Below are 17,674 nucleotides of genomic sequence, written 5' to 3' on the forward strand. Positions count from 1 at the left end.
TTCACTTCCTACAGATTTGGAGGAAGTTGCTTAATACTTTAATCCCGTCCTCGGTGTGCTTAACCTCTGGATGAAATTGAACTGTATAGATTGAAGATCCTTCGTTCACCATGGATTGAATCCTCGTGGTCTCACTACTGGCGATGACCCTGAAACCGGGAGGTGGGGTCAAAACCTCGTCGTTATGGCTCTCCCAGGCCCTGAACTTCTTGGGGAGGCCTTGAAGTATCGTGTCGTTGTCCTCCACTTCAACGGTTACGAGTCCGAACTCTGGGGTCTTGGCCCTCCCTACCACCCCTCCCAACACGTGAGCTATTAGTTGGTGCCCGAGACAGATCCCCAACTTGGGTACCTGTACTTCCCTGACGAACTGGGGAGAGTTGCCCATCTTGTGTAACTCCTCCACTACAGACTGAGGGCCTCCGCTGAAAATGAGACAATCATAGCCCTTCACCTCATCTACCGTCCTGGACGGACTGACGACCTCTATCTCTGCCCCTAGGTACTTGACGTTTTTTAGTATCAGGTGGTTGTACTGACCGCCGTAATATAGCAGACCCACTCTCACAAGTTCAACTGCTCTAATAGATATTTAACAGTGACCCTTCTCCAAGGGGCGGAGGGGTGTGAACGGGTTTCCCCGTGACTCCGGTGAAGCCCAGGGGCTGAGGATTGATATTAAATATTATGAAATCCTATGAAGCCCAAACCCCGTGGAGTTTACTTCATTTGGTGTGATTCAACATTTCTAGCCCTTATATCGCGAAAATTTTTCAGCAGTTATGGGACTTTCCCTTAAATATTGCACTGTTTTCAAGGGAAATCTAATAACTGCAACACTAGATCCCTGAAGGCTCGCGTCCGATCAAGGGAACTGGGTCTACATCTCCCAGAGAGCAATCGATGGGACAGAGGATCACTTCACCTACCCTCACTTTAACCCGTGACAGCAGTTATGGGACTTTAACGTAACTTAAAGATTTTCATCAGCCGGCGGTCCGCCTAAATGACGTTCAACGAACCTGAGGAACGCCTCCACGCTCCTCAGGTTAAGAGCCCCCACCAGCTCCCTGACGACGTTGGTCATGATGGTGAAGATCGTGAGGTAGCCCTGGAGCCTCTCCCTCCTCCAGAACGAGGACTCCTCCAGTCCCAAGGCCTTGACGTCCCTGTGGAGCTCCTCGATCTCCCACCTCATCCTCCAGGCCTCCTCGATCTCCTCCTCGCTGAGCGAGAGGTCGGTCGTGTAGAGGTACCTGGCCTGTGTCCCGGAGTCACGTTTATATTTCCGGACTAGCAACTTTACCGTAATCGCTCGGCCTCCCAGGGTCAGGTCGGCGTAGTAGACTCCGGGGGGTAGGTCTCCCACTCGGAGGTGTCCCTCCACCTCCTCGAGGGTCCCCTGGACCGACTCGACCCTGGGCTCGGTTGGACTTGAGCTCAGACACCACGTTGTCCGTCACGAGCTTCTCGGACCAGTACCACGAGTCGAAGACGACCCTGGACACGCGGAAGCGCTCCTTGAGCACGTCCAACATCTCCCTGGCCAAGTCGATCTTGGTCTTGAACTCGTTGACCATCCCCAAGTCCAACATCTTCCTCACGGCGTAGGGGAAGGCCCCCACCATGAACGTCCTGCCCGTGGAGAGGTCCACTATGGCGACCGTGAGGAGCTGCACGCCCCTCTCGAACCTCCCGTGGGCGTGACAGTAGATCCAGTAGTTCCCGTGGGGGCTCACGTCCTTCCCCCTGGAGTACTCCTTGTGGTCCACGGTGTCGTCTATGATGACGGCCACCTGACCCTTCACCAGCCCCGACAGGACCTCCAGGTAGTCCCTCCACGCGTCGTGGAGTTCTCCCAACGCCTCCAGCAGGTTTGCGTAGTCCAACCCGAACGTCTCGGCCCCGTTCCTCACGCTGGCCCTCCCACCCACCAGGACCATGAGGACTAGCGCCAACCCGACCTTCCTGCTCCTCCCCTTCCTCCTGACCACGCCCAGAACCTGGTTGACCGCCTTGACCAGCCTCTCCCTAGCCAACTCGATTTGTCCTTTTCCGTTCAGCATCTTTTCAGCAGGAAGACGTCGAAAAATTAAAAACTTCTCGTTAATACCAACTTCTTGGTATTACCTCCCTAAGATTCCCATAACTGCTGCCCGTGAGTCTCGGTGACGTTTACCCCGTCTATGACTTTCATGTGACCTGAATGTCTGCGGTAGTTCTCCGATGACCTGTGATGAACTGGCCTCTCAACGGGTAAGCTGAAAGTTCAGCATATTACCCTCCTCATCACGCCTCAGCCGGGCAAGTTGTCATCAAGTTAAACCGGGCCTGATCAAACGCAACTTGTGTACCCTCTGAAAGTACAAGTTAAATGCTTTGAGTTTAAGGAGATAATGCTCCACGAGACCGAGTTTAACACCTTAGAGGTGAGTTAATCTATTAGAAACGAGGTCGTAAGTCGCCTTTGACCTCAAAGGACGGGACAAAACGCTCAATCTTCACGAGATCACCTCGTGACCGTTTGTCCCTACACTTTCATTTCAATCATTTTATGTTCATTCATGATCGAGTGCAGGGACTTAGCCCTCAACCACCTACTTACGGTAGGTGGGTCATGGGACTCCTTTGAGCCCAACGGCACGGGGCTCACATCTCTGCAATCCCTCCCACCCTTTTGGGCATAGCCCACATCGGTGTGAGAGATCATTATTTATCAACGAAAATTCGTTATAAACAGATATAAAAAGATTTCTATTAACGGGAAAAAGGATTCAGCCCCAGTCTAAGGGATCGGTTATTCGAGTGGAACCGACAGGCAAGAGACCATGTGAAATCGGAAAGGGTCACTAAAAACCCCCTGTGTTTATAAAACTCATTGACATAGTTAATAGATGATCATGAAGAGGGTCCTAAGGATTCCACGTTTCAATAAGGAGGGGAAACCGAAGACCTTAGAGTTGCTCATGGATTCTCCTAATCTAAACGAGAAAGGTTTTCCTCAAGAGGCCAGGCTGCTCCTAGTCATAGACGATGGAAAAAATAGGATTGGATTCCAACTCACCACCGCTGAAGCGGCGCTACTCTACCAGAGGCTGAGCTACGTTCTCAACGAGACAGCAAAAGAATATATTCAAATCGAAGAGAAGAATAGGAAAAACTTCGAGTCCAGAAAGGCCAGAGATAGTAGAGACGAGGAGAAGGAAGAGATACCTCCTGAGTACTTTGAGGATATGCCTCCTGATGATCAACTTTGAAGTCCATGGGGCTAAAGGCTCTCTCGATCTTAAGATAGTAACCTGTGGAGTTGACCGTCCTGTTCTGTTTGGCTACGGCAAGGAAAACCTCCCTATACCCTACTCCGTCTATCAGGTACTGAGCCTGTAAGGTCTTGCTGGTTATGGCGTTGTTACTGAGGAGCTTTACCAATACCGCTCCGCCGTAGGTGTTGATGACCTCTATGACTCCAGAGAACCCTCCAGTGGCGTTAACTTTCTCGTTCAGGTACTGTTGAGTGGTGTGGCCGTTGATAGAAAACGTGTAACTGTACGTGGCCCCTAGCTCTATGGAGCCGTTTTGTGCATAGGACAGGTTGAATGGGATGACGTTCGTCGGAGTTATTGGGGTAGCGAACGCCGATATTTGGAGAGTGACCGGGTAATTCCCAGTGATTTTTAGGGATGAGTTGTACATCCCTGTTTCAGTAGCCACCTCAGAGAACTGCTCATCCAGATAGGCAAACTGGTAGATAGGATTGAAGGATTGCGATGCGTAGAACTTCCCCTGCTGAACCACGTAGACCGTCTCGGCACCGTGGGTGAACATCAGGGTGGAGGAGTACCTCAGCAGGTAGTTTCCGCTCTCCTGATAGTGCAGTCCCGAAAATCCTCCGTTGAATATGGGGGAGGAGTCCAGGAACCTGGAGTAGGCCACGGTGAGGTGGCCTCCCAAGAGCGGATTGGACTCATTTATCCAGAGCAGGAGTACTCCGGAGATTTCCCAGGAGAACGCCGGAGAGTGATTGACCTGCTCAGCGGTCTGGAGGTTTGTGACAGACACGGTGATATTGGCCTTGTCTCCTAAGGCCAGGAAGGGTGTCAGGTCCACTTGATAGGGAGTATGGAAGGCTAACGTATTTATGCTGGGCATGGGTTTCCACCAGAACAAGTCTATCCCACCTGTATACACGGTCTCGTATGGGGGAACCACGCCCGCTATCAGCCCGTCATAGGAGAGTAGGATGTCCCTGGTAGCAGGCTCGTTGGAATACCAGAACTCATCCAAGCCTCCCCCCTCCTCATAGAGTAGGGCGGAGACCCTGAAGGTTCCGTTGGGTAACGAGACCTGAGACGTGTAAGAACTCTTGGACGGGTTCAGTATTACGTAGGAGTAGTTGTAGTGAAATGTTCCATTGACGAACAATGGAACAAAGCCGTTGGGGAGCCCATAGGGTTTCTGACCTGGGTACATGAACAACGTCACGTTCAAGAGGTAGAGCCCAGTTATGTTCACCTTCGCGTCGTAGAAGTTGACCAGCACGGGTTCGAAGGTTACGTTACCCTGTAATAGGTTCTCAAAAGGCGTCAAGTCTACCGAGGCCGTGGAATTTAATATCTCCTGGGTGGATCCCCAAAACACAGGTACTCCGTTCACGAATATGTAGAGAGGTCTGTCAAACTGGGTCCCGTTGACTTCCCTGACACTCACGTTCATCAGGACGAAACTATAATTACCCTTGGGAATGGTCACGTGTATGTAGTAAGGTTTCCATGCTGTGTCGTTGAAGACTAAGTTCTGTACGACCTTCACCACGACCGGCGTCTCGTTGGGAGGAAGGTAGCCGAAGGCCTCGAAGGAGTAATAGCTCGGGTCAACTCCCAAGTTGCCAGAGGTGACGTTGAAGGTGAAGTACCGAGGGTGATACATTGGGGAGGCAAGGGACAGTGAAGGTAATGAAGAGGCACATAACACGAACAGTATAAACAAGGCTAACGTTAACCTGGTCATCTCCTCATCACCCTGAAGAATAGGTAAACCAGGAGAGCTCCCAAGATTGATGCAACCGAGATGAGGATAACCTCTAGGTTGAAGATTTGGGACTGAAGGCTCAATTGCTCGTATAAATTGTCTACCCGGAAGGTCAGGTTATACGTCAAACCGTTCTTGAGAGTCAGTTGATACGTGTATATTCCCGAAGGGAGGGAACTGGAATTGAAGGGGATGTGTAGTTCCAACACACCTGCCTCCTCTGAGTACGTGAAGTTCTGTGGGATCCCGTTCAGGAGTAGCTCCACTGGAGTATAACCTGGGGTAACTGTTACGTTGACGATTTCGAACTTATGCTTTACCACAGAAGTTACGTTGAGAATTTGTGGTACCGAGATAGCTATCTTGGGGGCAGTGATAGTAGCTCCCTGGAGCAAGACGTCACCACCAGAGACGTTGAAGGCATAGTTGTTAGACTTGACTACGGTAGAGATGAGAGTAACGTTAGACCCGACTGAATTTATGACCGGACCCTCTCCTGAGATCGTGGAACTCTCCACGATCAACGTGGAGTTCTCCAGTATAACCTTGGAGAGTGTGGAGTCCACGACGTAGGCCTTTGCGTCTATTAATATGAGCGTTCCAGCTGAGGAATCATATAGGTTCACGTTCGTCCCCTTTACAGTCATCAACGGAGAGTAAACCTGGTATAAGGAGTAACTAGAGCCGTTGTACAGGGATGAATAGACGGAGTCTCCTTGTTCTAACACCACGTTACCCAGGAAAGTCAGAGGCATGACCTGGAGGTCAGTGACATAGAAGGCTGGATAACCCAGAGCAGACGTGCCCTCCACTATGGCTTTCCATGGGCCAGAGATAACCCCTGGTTGACTGCCCCTGAACATACTACCGTTGATGTACGAGGGTACCTGGAAGTGGCCCACCCACTCCCTCAGGGAGGAGTTGTACTGCAGAGGAACGCCGAAACTAAATTCCTCCAGGAGGGACTCGTATCCGGTTCCTGAAGGTATCAGGGTGAGAGTGAAACTACCCTGAGTTACCTCACTACCGTTTGGATACCTTATGTTAGCCATCACATTGACCTGTTGACCTTCATAGACCACTGGAGTCACGTTGAGGGACACGAGTAGCTGAGAGGGGAGAACGTAGAACCAGGTGGTGAAGTTTCCTTCCTCTATGCCTACTGATGTGTTTACACTGGCCTCATAGATCACTTGATATAAACCTTGTGTGAAATTGCTGGGGATGGTGAAGTTCGCCTCCTTTAGTCCGAAGAGGTAAAACACCCCATACTGGATCGACTCCGGTGCAGGGACTAGGGGAACCTGCGCCACTAAGGTACCGTTATGATACACGAGGGCAGTGACATTTGATGAGAAGAGACCCAGGCCGAAGCTACTGATGGTCGCTGAGAAGAACGTTACGTTCTGTCCGGGTGCAACTCCAGGCATTCCGTCAATCACTGGAGTGTATACGGTTCCGTAGACCGCTGGGCCGAAGTAGAGGTATGTGTACGCTGAACCTAGAGAGGAGTTCACTACAAGTAGGTACGTTCCCTGAGGCATTCCAGGTAAGAGTGAGAACTGATTCTCATAGATACCAGGTTGCTGGGGTACCTGTAAGAGAGTCAGGTTCAATACCGTCTTTCCGTCCCTAATCAGGTAAGCGTTAACGGTCATGTTACTTAAGGGAGTGCCGTTTACGGAGGTCAGTTGGACCTGGATGGGAATCGGTTCGTTGAGAGGAAGAGGGAAGGAGAAGGGGAAGGGAACAGGTTGAACTATGACTAGGGAGTCACCTATATCTATGTCAGTCTGCCCCACACCACCCAGGCCAGAGGACGTACCATTGACTATGACGCTCCAAATGTTGGCAGGATCGCCAGGTGATACCGTGAACTCTCCGTTCCAATAAGTCCCGTTGAAGATCAGCGGGACAGTTCGCAAGAATCCTGAGGTGGTATAGATATATGCGGAGAAGTTGCCTTGATCCACTATAGTACCATTCTCTAACGAAATGTATGCTACGACTTTCACTGTGGCGTTATATGGGTACCAAGGGTAAGTGGAGTTTGACGAAAATGTGGAGACCGATACCTCCAGCTGGTTTAGAGACTCGTATTCCTTGAAAGCGGCGAGGAGGTAACCGTAGTTCGGTGACCCGAGACCTGTGACCATATTGTAACCATTCCTCGAACTGTATAGTCCATTGAATCCCTGATATATGGGGTGGAAGGCCTTATCGTAAAGTGAGGAGTTCATGATCCAGTATAGGGCGGGATTGAGCAACCCTAACGGATGCCCCAAGACAGATTCAGCATCGGCTATCATTCCGGCCCAAAGGGGAGAGGCCAGGGATGTACCTCCTATGACCTCCTGAACCCCCTCAACGTACACTATCATCCCAGTGTAAGGGTTTGCGTCAGCGGCCACGTCAGGTAGTTCCCTCATGTTCGCATGGAGGTACTTAATCTGATACCATGGTGCTGGGAAAAGCGTACTCATGCCCCCACCAGAAGAGACACTGGATACCGAGGGGTAGAAGTACTGCGGTAGAACGCTCCAAGCAGTTTCAAACCCGTAATTCGCACTGGCGTTCTTGTTCTCTAACGAGCCCTTTGTGACGTTCAAGTATAGTGACGTTCCCCCAACTGCAGTTACGAAGGGAGATGAAGCAGGAAAGTTAACTCCACCGTATGTCGTAGTAGTACCGTCATATGCACCTGTATCTCCAGAGGAGGCGAAGAAGGTTATCCCTTCGGCTGCACCTAGAGCAAAGTAATAGTCCAAGAAGGGGTAATTCGGTGTACTCATACCTTGGAAGTATGCATAAAATCCTGAGGCCCCTATTACGTTCTCGGGCAACCCCCAACTCATGGACACTACCTGGGCTAAGTCCTCTGATACCACGAGGTCTACCGCATTGAACAACGCTGCCCCTGGGTTAGATGCTATAACGGCTATCACGTGAGCGTAGGGAGCCATGGTGTGGACTGCCTCCACGTCGAGGGCGGTCTCTGCATCCCAGCCAGAGAAGATTCCGAAGATGGGGTGATAAGCTCCTACAGGGAGTATGGTGAGGTTGATGGGAGGAAGATGGAACTGTATATCGAAGGATTTGAGATCCTGAACAAGTTCTGGATCCCCGTAGGCGTCTATCACCGCCACCGTGACGTTCTTACCTGCGGGAGTTACGTTGTAGGCCCCCTGTAATTCCTGGGGAGTGTAGTAGAGTGCAGAGAACTGAAACCCGTAATAGTTGGTGGGAGAAGTTGATGGAATTAGTCCTTGAGTCCCTAGACGGCCCAGGACTATGTCTTCTGGCATGATTTGAGTGAAGTTAGTGAGACCGGCTATGAGCACCCCCTCCAGTTGGAGAGGAACGACTGGGGGAGTCAGGGGCCTATAGTAAATCTCCCCCTGATCGTTGAATAGACCTAGTTTAGTCTGGAATACCTGTTCCACCAGAGACGCGTTAGCCAATACCATCAGTGAGAAAGGACTCTGGTAGACTACGTGAAATCCCTTGGACTTAAAGTAATGAACTAAGTTAGCCTCCTCCTCCACGTTTCCAAAAAGGGATATCAATTGAGTCCTGTTCAGTGGTTTTATTTGATGATTGCCCACCTCCTGGGCCAGGAGGAGAAGGTAGTTCATGTCCTTGGGAGGTATGAACACTGATATACATACCCCAGCACTCTCAGGTAGTGATCCCTGACTGATGCCCTGAAACTGAGGACCGTAATACTGAGCGTAGGCTGTCGACTGAATGACTGGGATTGAACTCATTATTACTAAACCTATCACGATAAGAGATACTTTCATCACAATAAGGTTGCATGTCCCTTATATTAACCTTGTCCAAAGATATAAGGAAAGAAAATGTGGAATTGAAACTCTCCTTTTATAAGTATTGTAGAAGTGAGCCCAGGTAACTTAGCAGTAGAGATTGGCTGGCCGCCTTGGCAAAATTCAACTCAGTGACGAGATAGTTTCCGCTCACCGCGTAGAGTATCAAGGTGTTGTTGTTCAGCGGATTCGGGTTGGCTACGAAGTAAGTGGAGCCATCTAGTTGGCCTGTGGAGACTATTGCACTATGACCTGTGTAGTTAACGTATGACTGGAAGAAGTTTAAGGCGCTCTGATATTGTGATTGAGCCTGTTGACTGGAGTTGAATTCGGCGACTTGTACTGAGAGGAGAGAGGTGGAGTTTGCGTATACAGCGACATAAGCCAAGGTCAAATTGATGGCGGGCTGATGCATAGCTGATGCATAGTGCCTGAGATCATTAGCATGCTTCCCTAAGTTGTTATATAAGGACTGGGTCAAGTTCACCCCCCTGAGTGCGGTATAATTCACATAGGCCCAGCTAACCATTCTCATGCCCTGTTCTTGAGGAAAGATAGAGGTCGGGGACGGAGTTGGGGGCCTTGAATTCAGTACATCCTGATATTGTATCATTAAGAGGTTTAAAGCGGACTGAGCTGGATTCGAAGTACCCTTGACGAGGTCTGCAACCAGATACTTTCCGTCGTAACCCAAAGCCAATCCTGTTGACGATATATTACCATAGACGTACTCTAACTCGCCAGACTTGTTCACATTGAAGTCGTAACCTGCCACAAGGATCAACGCAAGCTTTCTGAAGTAAGCTGTGGCGTTGGGAGAAGTTACTGTTGAGAGAAGAGAGACCGCCGTGGAGTTCTTGTTACTGAGAACTTCTAAATAGGTCGTTCCAAAGTTCTTGCTCAAATTCTGGACGAGCATACCTGGAGTGGTGTTCGTGGGAAGTAGCCCAGATAAATTACTTACCTCAAGCCACGCTCCTACAACGTACCCGTTCTGGCCAGTAGCGCTACCGGCCTGTGCCACTGTGGGAAGCAGTGTGGAGGAAGGTGTCGTGATTACAATTGGCTTTACGGTATTAGTTTGGGATGAATTATGAACCGTGGAGATTTCCATGAAATATACCACAGAGGAGAGTATCAAGACCACGGCAACTATGCCTACTACTGTAGCCGATTTCATGAATGTGATTGACCTCCCCTCGAATATAAACGTTTGCAAAATACTTATTTAGACATGGACAATCGAAACGAAAAATCGACTCGATTTTCCGATAGCTATTTATATTACTTCTGAGAGTTCTTTTTATGATCCATCCTGGATCTGGACACTGGAGACATAGGAGAGGACTTAGGTACCTGGTCCTCGCCTCCTTAAGGGAATCACCTAAGAACGGGGTAGAAATTATAAGAAGCCTGGAGGACATGAGCATGGGATTTTGGAGACCATCTCCTGGCTCCATTTACCCCTTACTCGCCACAATGGTCGAGGAAGGACTCATCAGGAAGAGAGAGGACGGAAAGTATGAGCTGACCGAGGAAGGCAGGGGACACCTGGGAATCGTGGCGGAGTCTAGACCTTCAACCCCTGAGGAGATGCTGAGGGAGATGGAAATCTACGTGGAGTACTTCCAGGACCTAAAGGTTACCGAGCCGGTGAAATTGGAGGGACTGAAGGAAAGAATACGATCTCTGGGTGAGAAGTTACTGAAAGTGGGGTCGTAAAATGAGGGTAGCAGTTCCAGTCACTGGCGGAGTCGTTGACGGTCCAGGTGAAGGAGAGGTCGTAAGGATATATGAGGTGGGGAACGACGTCAAGCTCATTGAGGAGTATGAGAACCCAGCTAAGTACGCCATGGCCGCCAGAGGCGTTCACATGCTGAAATCTGCGTTGGAGAGGGGAGCGGAGGCCTTCATAGTGGCAGAAATCGGTCCTCCAGGATTGAGGTACCTCGAGTCCAAAGCTAAGATTTACCTTGGAAAAGGTTATCCGGTGGAGCTAGCACTTGAGAGGTTCATGAAGGGGGAGTTACCTGAGATTAAGGAGCCGACCCACGGTCATCATCACGAGAGAAAAGTAAACAGGTTTTAAAGACTAAACTTCAGCTTGACTGTGCGTCGACTCTCCTCCCCTATCTTCCGCCTTATCCTCAGCTTTGCTCATTTCCATGACTTCAGCTGCCAAGAAACCCAAAATTATGGATCCCATGAAGAAATAAACTATTACTGGAGAGGATTTAGATATAGACAGAAATAGTTCAAAACATGAAAAGAGGATGGCCCCAATGGAGAGGGTAAGCCAACCCACTCTCTTCGACATCTTGCTCAAGGAGATCTTGAAAAGTGAGAAGTCTGACGCGAGGTGAACGAACAAGTTGGAGAGAAGTGACACCAGACCAGCCACCGTAAAGGCGAGGAAGGCGTTGAAGTTAGACAGCAGTTCTCCGCCCAAGACTATCACAAAGAACGCAACGATCGATACCAAAACTGCGTTAACGGGCCCTCTACCAGGGTTTAGCTTTCCCAAGGACTCAGGGAGGAATCCTCCCCTGGCCATTGCAAATATAGTCCTCGAGGTTGACATCAAATAACTCAGAGTCGCCAATATCCCGTCGTTGGCAGCCGCGAACAGTACAAACGCTAACGTAAGTAACCCGAACCTATCTTCTATGAGGTGAAGCAGATCTAAATTGTTAGCCGACATATGGAAGTATATCAAGTGATCTGTTATGCCGTATATATCGAAAGCCGCCAACAGGCCTCCCATTAGTATGACAGTCACTATGGCCTTAGGTACGCTCTTCTCTGGATTCTTTACCTCTCCTGATAGTGGGGTTATGGAACCGTAGCCTGTGGGAATACTGGAACCAAAGAGAATACCCAAAGCCAATGAAGAGAGGTTCAAGTTAGAAGGTACTGGGTTGTAGAGGTAGAAATGGGTAGATCCCATGAACAGAACTGCCAGAGCAGACATCATCCCGATCTCCATGACACTAGCAACTATTGCGTACTTGGCTGTTGGCCTTATGCCAAGAACCGCAAACAGGCTGGATATGCCTAGAATGGGCAGTGCTATTAACAGAGAAGGTATCTCCAATATGGTGGAGAGGATATACGAAGCTCCTAGGACGTAAGCAGAACCATACATGGTGGAGTAGAGGAGGTAAAGCCACCCTGTCTCAAATCCCAGCCTCTTTGACAGAGAATAGTAGGCGTAAGTATAATACCCCCCAGTCTTTGTGAACTTTCTCGACAACCTGTAGACTACTAGCCCGTTTAGGAGCACCAGTAAAGTGCCTAGGACTATGGCTAGGGAGGCTGCCTGGCCTACATAGAGGTAAACTGCCACACCGTAGGTCAATACGCTAAGGAAGGGAGATTGCCCACCTAGGCTTATGAAGACAAGGTCCAGGATGCCGATCTCCCGCTTAGGTTCCTCTTTCCTCACTTTCTCCAGCGATTTAGCCATTCAGGGTGAGGTGAATGTAACGAGGTATTAAAAACCTTCCACTTTTTTGTTATCTTTAGACGAATTTAATGGAATATTCTTCATGGACTAACATTCCGTGGAATGAACTCGTACCTTGCCCACGACACTATAGAAGAGGGGCTTCAAAGGGACGGAAGACTGTAACTCTTTCACGTAACTACTCGTTATTTTCAATTCGTTATTTTCAATTTTATAAATATCGTTTTGACATCGGTTATGTTCATGTAGTATTACCCAAGAATTCTCTCTTGACGATCTCCCAACTGATGACGGGCATTGCTCACGAGGATGGGAGAGAGAAGTCGGATGGGTATTGAAGTTTCCCTCGACCAGCCCCAATGATCTGGGGGTGACCGTTATGATCCCTTAGGAGGGGTGCCAGTGGCGGAATTAAAAGTGGTTAAAGAAGGTAAGTTACGCCACGGGTAAACACCTCGCCTCTCTACGGTAGACTTAAGATCACTTTTCTAAAAATATTTGATCTTCAATTTCAATTGTGAGTAAGAAAGGGTCAATGCAAGGGAGTAGTCATATTACTCATGAACAGAACGTGGGGAATACGATCGATCTCACGCCGAGAACTTCGGCGAACTGCAGGTAAGATAGAGTCCTACCTGAACTTTCTGGGAAGGCGAGGGAGGTGGCCGAGGCCCCGGTCTCGTCCTGACTGTTGAACGCTTCGGTTGAGAGGTTCACTCGGGCCAGATCTCGTCCCAGACCGTGAGGAACTACGCGGGGAGGTCGTGGCCGAAGAGACGCTGAGGAGGGCGAGGGAGGTGAGAGTGAGACTGCGGGGAGTAGAGGAGGTCCGAGTGTCACTGGACTGGTCGAGCGTGAAGTTCAGGATAAGTACGTGAAGGGTCTCGGGGGCTGAGAGAGGGGACTCTCCTGGAACTACGCCACGGCCATGACCAGGGTGAGGGGAGGAACCTGATGAGTGTGGTGAGACACGTGAGGAGGGCGAGGGAGGTTGAGGTCGTGAGTTCGCTCGTGGAACAGGTCCTCTCCCCGGGGAGTCAAGCTCGTGGTCCTCGACGCCGTAGAACCTGGCGTCGAGGTACTTCACCACCTCTTAGTTATCTACGTCCTCGCAGTCTCTGTTGGGGACGTGAAGGTCTACCGTGAGACGGGGAATTCATGATCAAAGGTGAGAGATATGAGGCGGAGGATCAGGTGAGCTTCAGGCCCCTAGTTCACGGCTGTACCGTGAAGGAGACGATCCACGCGGTCAGGACCACCTACCTCTCCCGGGAGGTCCTCAGGCTCTACAACGTGGTCAGGACCCCCTAAGGCCTCCCGAGGATCAAGACCTTCCTGCCCTTCACGAACTTCACTTGGTGGAGCTCAGGCTCCTCACCTTCACGCCGGCCTACCCTTATACTCCGTCCTCGTGACCTTCAAGGGCGTGGTGAGACTCAGGTAGTAGTTATTCGACTTTCCCTTAACTGACGTCCTGTTATCAAGGGAACTCTAGTAATTACTACTCAGGTTCCTCCTGATCTTGCTCTTAATTGAGAAGATAACATATTATCTGTGTATTCCTCTGTTGAATTATTAGAATTGTTTCGATTTAATTCTGACTTATTTTCGAGGAGGTGATTTTGGGTCTACCGTAAGAGGCGAGGTTAGCCATTCAGGTTTCCATTGCAAATCCACTTTATTTGAATCCTTTTAGAGTAATTAGTCGTGAATTCGGGAGAACTTAGCGGTGATAAAGTAGAATTTGCATTACGTGATAACATAAAACTGCTATTCGCAATGGATCCGTGAATCATCCAGGCGAGGTTTTCCGCTCCCTTTGAACTCCCACTCTAATATATAAAATTTATATTTAGAATCCGAAACTTATGTTGATGTTAAGGCTGTTCCAACTAATGACCCTGACCCTCTCGGTGTTCTGGATTTTGACCTTTCACTCGGTTGCTCTGGGAACTTACACCCTACCGCTTGGCCATTACGTCTTTGAACAACTTCCGATAAAGCAACCCTCCATAGTTGAGGTCTCCTGGAACTCCACCGGGAACGTGTCAGTTATGGTTATGGATCAGGGGCAGTTCACTCAGTTCCTGAACGGGAGTAACCCATATCAGGGTGCAATCTCTCTGGCTAGGTCGGGAACCCTCCTTTACCTTGCTACTCAGGGCACCTATTACGTGGTCGCTTACGCCTACCTTCAGGACGTCAATGTGAGCCTCAACTACAGCGTGGAACCTGCAAACGTTACCTTCACCCTATTCCCCTTTTACTCCGAGATCTACACCTTGAACCTCACTTACCCTTTTAACCTCCACGTGTTCTTCGTCTCCAACTCAACCCTGGAGGTAATGATCTCGAACTTACAAAACCAGACGGTCTTCCTATCCAAGGGAACCCACCTGAGTTCTGGAAACTTCGTGAATGCGACCCTGACCTTACCAGCAGGGGAGTATAACGTCAAGGTGTCAAATTTGCTTAACTACACGGTTCCGGTCTATGGGTTCGTAACCTACTCATCAGTTTACCCGAACCCGTTCTCCCAGTCCAGGGAGTACTTCCCCATGGGTATCGCGTCGTACGGTATCTATAACAGGTCTGGCACACCTGTTCCTTACACTGTGAGGGCACCTGTGGTACTAGGTTGGGTCAACGTATCTTCCATTCTAGCTCATGACAGTTCAGCCAGAATCCTCAACGTTTCCCCTTACTCTGCTTCCCTCCAACTTAACGTCCCCCTCGTGGTCTACACCGGTCAGGGCAATCAGACCTACTGGGTACAGAACGTGGCCGAATTCCTTACGAACGACTCAGTCCTGTGCTACCAGTCCAGCGTCCTTAACGTGACCTCCGTCAATGCTACTCTTACCAACAACTCGATAACCGGAAGGGGTGCTGTCTACCCACCATTCCAGAACGGATTCTACTACACGTACATCACTAGGAACTACACGTATCACTTACCCCTATCCCTCGAGCTCTCCGTGAACGTGAGCGTCCTGCAGGGGTTAGGGGTTCAGCTCAAGTTCTGGGTCATGGTAATTCAGAACGGTTCACAGTACCCGATGAAGGGCTTAACCTTCGATTCCGTACTCGTCAAGGTGCCCGCCAAGAAGGCGTTTCTGTACGTTTCAGGATATCAAACTCCAGTGTCCATAAACTATTACGACGCAGAACTGGTCTTCGGAGGGGGTGGAAACGGTGCTATAGCCACGTTCAAACAGCTCAACGCATACCTGGCCCTCTTCTATTACAACGGCTCCCTGAGGCCGTTTCCCAGCGTCTATTCCTTCGGCGGAGACACCGCAGAGGCATCGACCAACGTCAACGTGATTTACACAGGCAATTTTGTTCTAGCAACGGTGGGCAACGAAGATCCTGCCTTCCTCACCAACAGTTTTAGTCCAAAGCTCCCCGTGGTGCATCCAAATTTGGTCACCAATACCACGCCTCAGGTGAGTAACACCACAAACACCTCCGGTCCCACCAAGTCCACAAACACCAGCTCGGGGACTTCGAAGGAGAACACCTCCGTGGGCGTCACCAATACCACTAACGTTCATCCTCCGATGAGTGCGTCTGGATCCAGGAACGTAGTCAATGAATACCTCCTGGTACCAGTGGTGATCCTAATAGTAGCTGTCTACTTATGGTTCAGGAGAAGAGGGAGGAGGCCTACTCTGAACCTGGGTGATTCAGGGCTCCTTTGCAAATTGTAATATATCTCTCGGTTTAGACTTATTCAATGAAGGAATTACTGAATATATTTGATCATATCACGAAGAAATAAGGGTTCTTGTAATATTATTACAATGATGAGATAACAGGTCGAGAGGTTGTAGTTGACGGCTATGGCCCGGGCGATCTGGAGTATCCTCCAGGGGGAGTGGCACTTCCCGAACCTCCTCCTCTCCAGGAGGGAGTTGAAGGACTCGGCCAGGTTGTTTGACCTGAGGAGGGGCCAGAGCTCCCTGGGGGCGAGGAGGTAGGAGAGGAGGGGGGAGCCACGGGTGGGGACGGACTCGGCGAGGGAGAGGAGGAGGTCCAGCAAGACCCTCACCCTCCTGTCCACCCTCCGTTTGAGGTGGACCAGGCAGGTCTGCCTCGCGACCTTGATCCCGGAGCGGGAGATGGCCTCGTCCAGGGCCTTCACCCCGTCGGCTACGACCAGGGTGAGGTTGTACCTCCTCCACAGCCTCACCAGGAGGTCCCAGTAGCTCACGACGTCCTCCTCCCCGGTCAGGACCACGTCAAGCACGGCCCTCACACCGTGGTCAGTGAGTCCCAACGCGATTAAGAGGACCCCCCTCCTCCCTCCCCTCAACTTCACGTACTTCCCGTCCACGACCACGTACTTGAAGTCCCCCCTCACCTCCAGCTCCTGGGTCCAGAGCTTGGCGTTCAACTTCCCTCCCAACACGGAGTAGAGCAGGAGGAGGGCCCTCGAGCACCACCCCCTCCTCCCTGAGCAGCTCCTCCTCCACCCTCGTCCTCACCCTCTCCCCTCCCCTGTACAGCACGGGCAACCTCACCGTGACCCACTCCACCCCGTACACTACCCTCCTCCCCAGGAGGGAGACCTTGAACCCCTTCAAGAACCTGTACCTGGCGTAACCCCTCCTCCTCACCTCCTTCCCCCTGGCGTACCTGGGGGAGGTCCTCTCCGCCTCCTCCAGGGCCCTCCTCTCGATCTCAGCCACCGTTTCATTTAATAGCGCGTCCTTCCCAAGTAACTCGGGGACGAGCGAGGTCACCACGTGATAAAATGGGTGTCTCATGGTATGACCTAGCGCTCGTCCCCTTTTTAGTGTTACTGATGTAGGATCAATTAAGTCACTTTCATTCTATAGAAACAAATAGAAATCGCAATGGAGACCTGAATCGCCCCTGAACCTTTAGTTTGCGTTTTTATCCAACCTCTCCTTAAAGTAAACCAATGAAGATATCACAACTGATGATCCTAGGCCTACTACTGGAGGGAGAGTTGAGCGTATCAGAAATAGGTGAATATACTGGACTCGACGAAAGGGAACTGAAGAGGGAGCTCAAGGAGCTCCTTAAGGACGGATTGGTTGAGGAGAAGGCTGTCCTGGGGGGAGATCTAATCCTAGCCATAACGCAAAGGGGTACTGAGGTACTCCTGGAGAACTACCAGGTTTTAAAGAGGTTCCTTCAGAACCTGGAGGACACTCTATGTCTCCAGTTCAGTTGTTAACTGACTCTCCAAAGTTACGATGCGTCTTGTAAGGTGATTAGGGAAGTCAGTCGCACAGCTGGAACTCCTCATCTTTCTGGGCCGAACCGTCTTCGCATAAACGGATTAATGTCGAGGCTTTTGAACGTAGCATCTATTAAATTT

General features: G+C 50.3%; 12 protein-coding genes and 3 pseudogenes. 6 read left to right on the forward strand and 9 right to left on the reverse strand.

All coding sequences use genetic code 11. The features are described from left to right. Window position 1: 1 nt before the first annotated feature. The 6 genes and pseudogenes from METMK1DRAFT_RS10885 to METMK1DRAFT_RS10910 form a co-directional block, all read right to left on the reverse strand. Window positions 2-568, reverse strand: a complete 567-nt coding sequence (locus tag METMK1DRAFT_RS10885) for a GMP synthase subunit A (RefSeq protein WP_009074057.1) — start codon at window positions 566-568, stop codon at window positions 2-4. A 395-nt stretch (window positions 569-963) separates the two neighbouring features. Then, a pseudogene (locus METMK1DRAFT_RS10890) lies at window positions 964-2,063 on the reverse strand (transposase). 467 nt (window positions 2,064-2,530) lie between these two features. Continuing rightward, on the reverse strand, window positions 2,531-2,710 hold the full coding sequence (locus tag METMK1DRAFT_RS10895) for a hypothetical protein (protein ID WP_009074063.1): 180 nt from the start codon (window positions 2,708-2,710) through the stop codon (window positions 2,531-2,533). A gap of 398 nt (window positions 2,711-3,108) precedes the next feature. Beyond that, window positions 3,109-5,007: a peptide-N4-asparagine amidase gene (locus tag METMK1DRAFT_RS10900; protein ID WP_009074068.1), complete on the reverse strand. Its 1,899-nt coding sequence runs from the start codon at window positions 5,005-5,007 to the stop codon at window positions 3,109-3,111. Further along, window positions 5,004-8,831, reverse strand: a complete 3,828-nt coding sequence (locus METMK1DRAFT_RS10905; protein ID WP_009074070.1) for a protease pro-enzyme activation domain-containing protein — start codon at window positions 8,829-8,831, stop codon at window positions 5,004-5,006. Before METMK1DRAFT_RS10905 ends, METMK1DRAFT_RS10900 begins: the two co-directional genes overlap by 4 nt. Before the next feature lie 79 nt (window positions 8,832-8,910). Continuing rightward, window positions 8,911-10,035, reverse strand: coding sequence for a hypothetical protein (locus METMK1DRAFT_RS10910; RefSeq protein WP_009074072.1), 1,125 nt, complete (start codon window positions 10,033-10,035; stop codon window positions 8,911-8,913). A gap of 125 nt (window positions 10,036-10,160) precedes the next feature. On the opposite strand from METMK1DRAFT_RS10910, the gene METMK1DRAFT_RS10915 reads away from it, so the two are divergent. Both METMK1DRAFT_RS10915 and METMK1DRAFT_RS10920 read left to right on the forward strand, forming a co-directional pair. Continuing rightward, window positions 10,161-10,577, forward strand: coding sequence for a PadR family transcriptional regulator (locus tag METMK1DRAFT_RS10915; protein ID WP_009074074.1), 417 nt, complete (start codon window positions 10,161-10,163; stop codon window positions 10,575-10,577). A 1-nt stretch (window position 10,578) separates the two neighbouring features. Then, a complete protein-coding gene (locus tag METMK1DRAFT_RS10920; RefSeq protein WP_009074076.1) occupies window positions 10,579-10,944 on the forward strand; it encodes a NifB/NifX family molybdenum-iron cluster-binding protein in 366 nt (121 codons plus the stop codon). A gap of 3 nt (window positions 10,945-10,947) precedes the next feature. Here METMK1DRAFT_RS10920 and METMK1DRAFT_RS10925 read toward each other — a convergent pair whose 3' ends face one another. Next, entirely contained in the window at window positions 10,948-12,321 is a 1,374-nt protein-coding gene (locus tag METMK1DRAFT_RS10925; RefSeq protein ID WP_009074078.1) for an APC family permease, read from the reverse strand. Between the two features lie 250 nt (window positions 12,322-12,571). On the opposite strand from METMK1DRAFT_RS10925, the pseudogene METMK1DRAFT_RS19200 reads away from it, so the two are divergent. Further along, window positions 12,572-12,771: pseudogene (locus tag METMK1DRAFT_RS19200) on the forward strand (hypothetical protein). 465 nt (window positions 12,772-13,236) lie between these two features. On the opposite strand, the gene METMK1DRAFT_RS19560 reads toward METMK1DRAFT_RS19200, so the two are convergent. Then, a complete protein-coding gene (locus tag METMK1DRAFT_RS19560; protein ID WP_281034116.1) occupies window positions 13,237-13,362 on the reverse strand; it encodes a hypothetical protein in 126 nt (41 codons plus the stop codon). Window positions 13,363-13,479: 117 nt separating this feature from the next. Between METMK1DRAFT_RS19560 and METMK1DRAFT_RS17840 the strand changes: the two genes are divergently transcribed. Together METMK1DRAFT_RS17840 and METMK1DRAFT_RS10930 are read left to right on the forward strand one after the other, a co-directional pair. Further along, a complete protein-coding gene (locus METMK1DRAFT_RS17840; RefSeq protein WP_009074080.1) occupies window positions 13,480-13,632 on the forward strand; it encodes a hypothetical protein in 153 nt (50 codons plus the stop codon). 563 nt (window positions 13,633-14,195) lie between these two features. Further along, window positions 14,196-16,034, forward strand: coding sequence for a thermopsin family protease (locus tag METMK1DRAFT_RS10930; protein ID WP_009074082.1), 1,839 nt, complete (start codon window positions 14,196-14,198; stop codon window positions 16,032-16,034). Between the two features lie 35 nt (window positions 16,035-16,069). Here the strand turns inward: METMK1DRAFT_RS10930 and METMK1DRAFT_RS10935 are convergent. Then, window positions 16,070-17,093 (reverse strand): annotated as a pseudogene (locus tag METMK1DRAFT_RS10935) (transposase). 158 nt (window positions 17,094-17,251) lie between these two features. Between METMK1DRAFT_RS10935 and METMK1DRAFT_RS10940 the strand changes: the two are divergent. Then, the gene (locus tag METMK1DRAFT_RS10940; protein ID WP_009074088.1) at window positions 17,252-17,530 is read left to right on the forward strand and encodes a MarR family transcriptional regulator; all 279 of its coding nucleotides are present in this window, start codon (window positions 17,252-17,254) and stop codon (window positions 17,528-17,530) included. The last annotated feature ends 144 nt before the right edge of the window (window positions 17,531-17,674 follow it).

Source organism: Metallosphaera yellowstonensis MK1, from assembly GCF_000243315.1.
GTDB lineage: Archaea > Thermoproteota > Thermoprotei_A > Sulfolobales > Sulfolobaceae > Metallosphaera > Metallosphaera yellowstonensis.

Excerpts from the sequence above, each read along its gene's own strand:
- METMK1DRAFT_RS10910 (WP_009074072.1), bottom strand. The coding sequence starts at position 10,035 with ATGAAATCGGCTACAGTAGTAGGCATAGTTGCCGTGGTCTTGATACTC.
- METMK1DRAFT_RS10920 (WP_009074076.1), top strand. The coding sequence starts at position 10,579 with ATGAGGGTAGCAGTTCCAGTCACTGGCGGAGTCGTTGACGGTCCAGGT.
- METMK1DRAFT_RS17840 (WP_009074080.1), top strand. The coding sequence starts at position 13,480 with ATGATCAAAGGTGAGAGATATGAGGCGGAGGATCAGGTGAGCTTCAGG.
- METMK1DRAFT_RS10915 (WP_009074074.1), top strand. The coding sequence starts at position 10,161 with ATGATCCATCCTGGATCTGGACACTGGAGACATAGGAGAGGACTTAGG.
- METMK1DRAFT_RS10905 (WP_009074070.1), bottom strand. The coding sequence starts at position 8,831 with ATGAAAGTATCTCTTATCGTGATAGGTTTAGTAATAATGAGTTCAATC.
- METMK1DRAFT_RS10940 (WP_009074088.1), top strand. The coding sequence starts at position 17,252 with ATGAAGATATCACAACTGATGATCCTAGGCCTACTACTGGAGGGAGAG.
- METMK1DRAFT_RS10925 (WP_009074078.1), bottom strand. The coding sequence starts at position 12,321 with ATGGCTAAATCGCTGGAGAAAGTGAGGAAAGAGGAACCTAAGCGGGAG.
- METMK1DRAFT_RS10895 (WP_009074063.1), bottom strand. The coding sequence starts at position 2,710 with ATGATCTCTCACACCGATGTGGGCTATGCCCAAAAGGGTGGGAGGGAT.
- METMK1DRAFT_RS10900 (WP_009074068.1), bottom strand. The coding sequence starts at position 5,007 with ATGACCAGGTTAACGTTAGCCTTGTTTATACTGTTCGTGTTATGTGCC.
- METMK1DRAFT_RS10930 (WP_009074082.1), top strand. The coding sequence starts at position 14,196 with ATGTTAAGGCTGTTCCAACTAATGACCCTGACCCTCTCGGTGTTCTGG.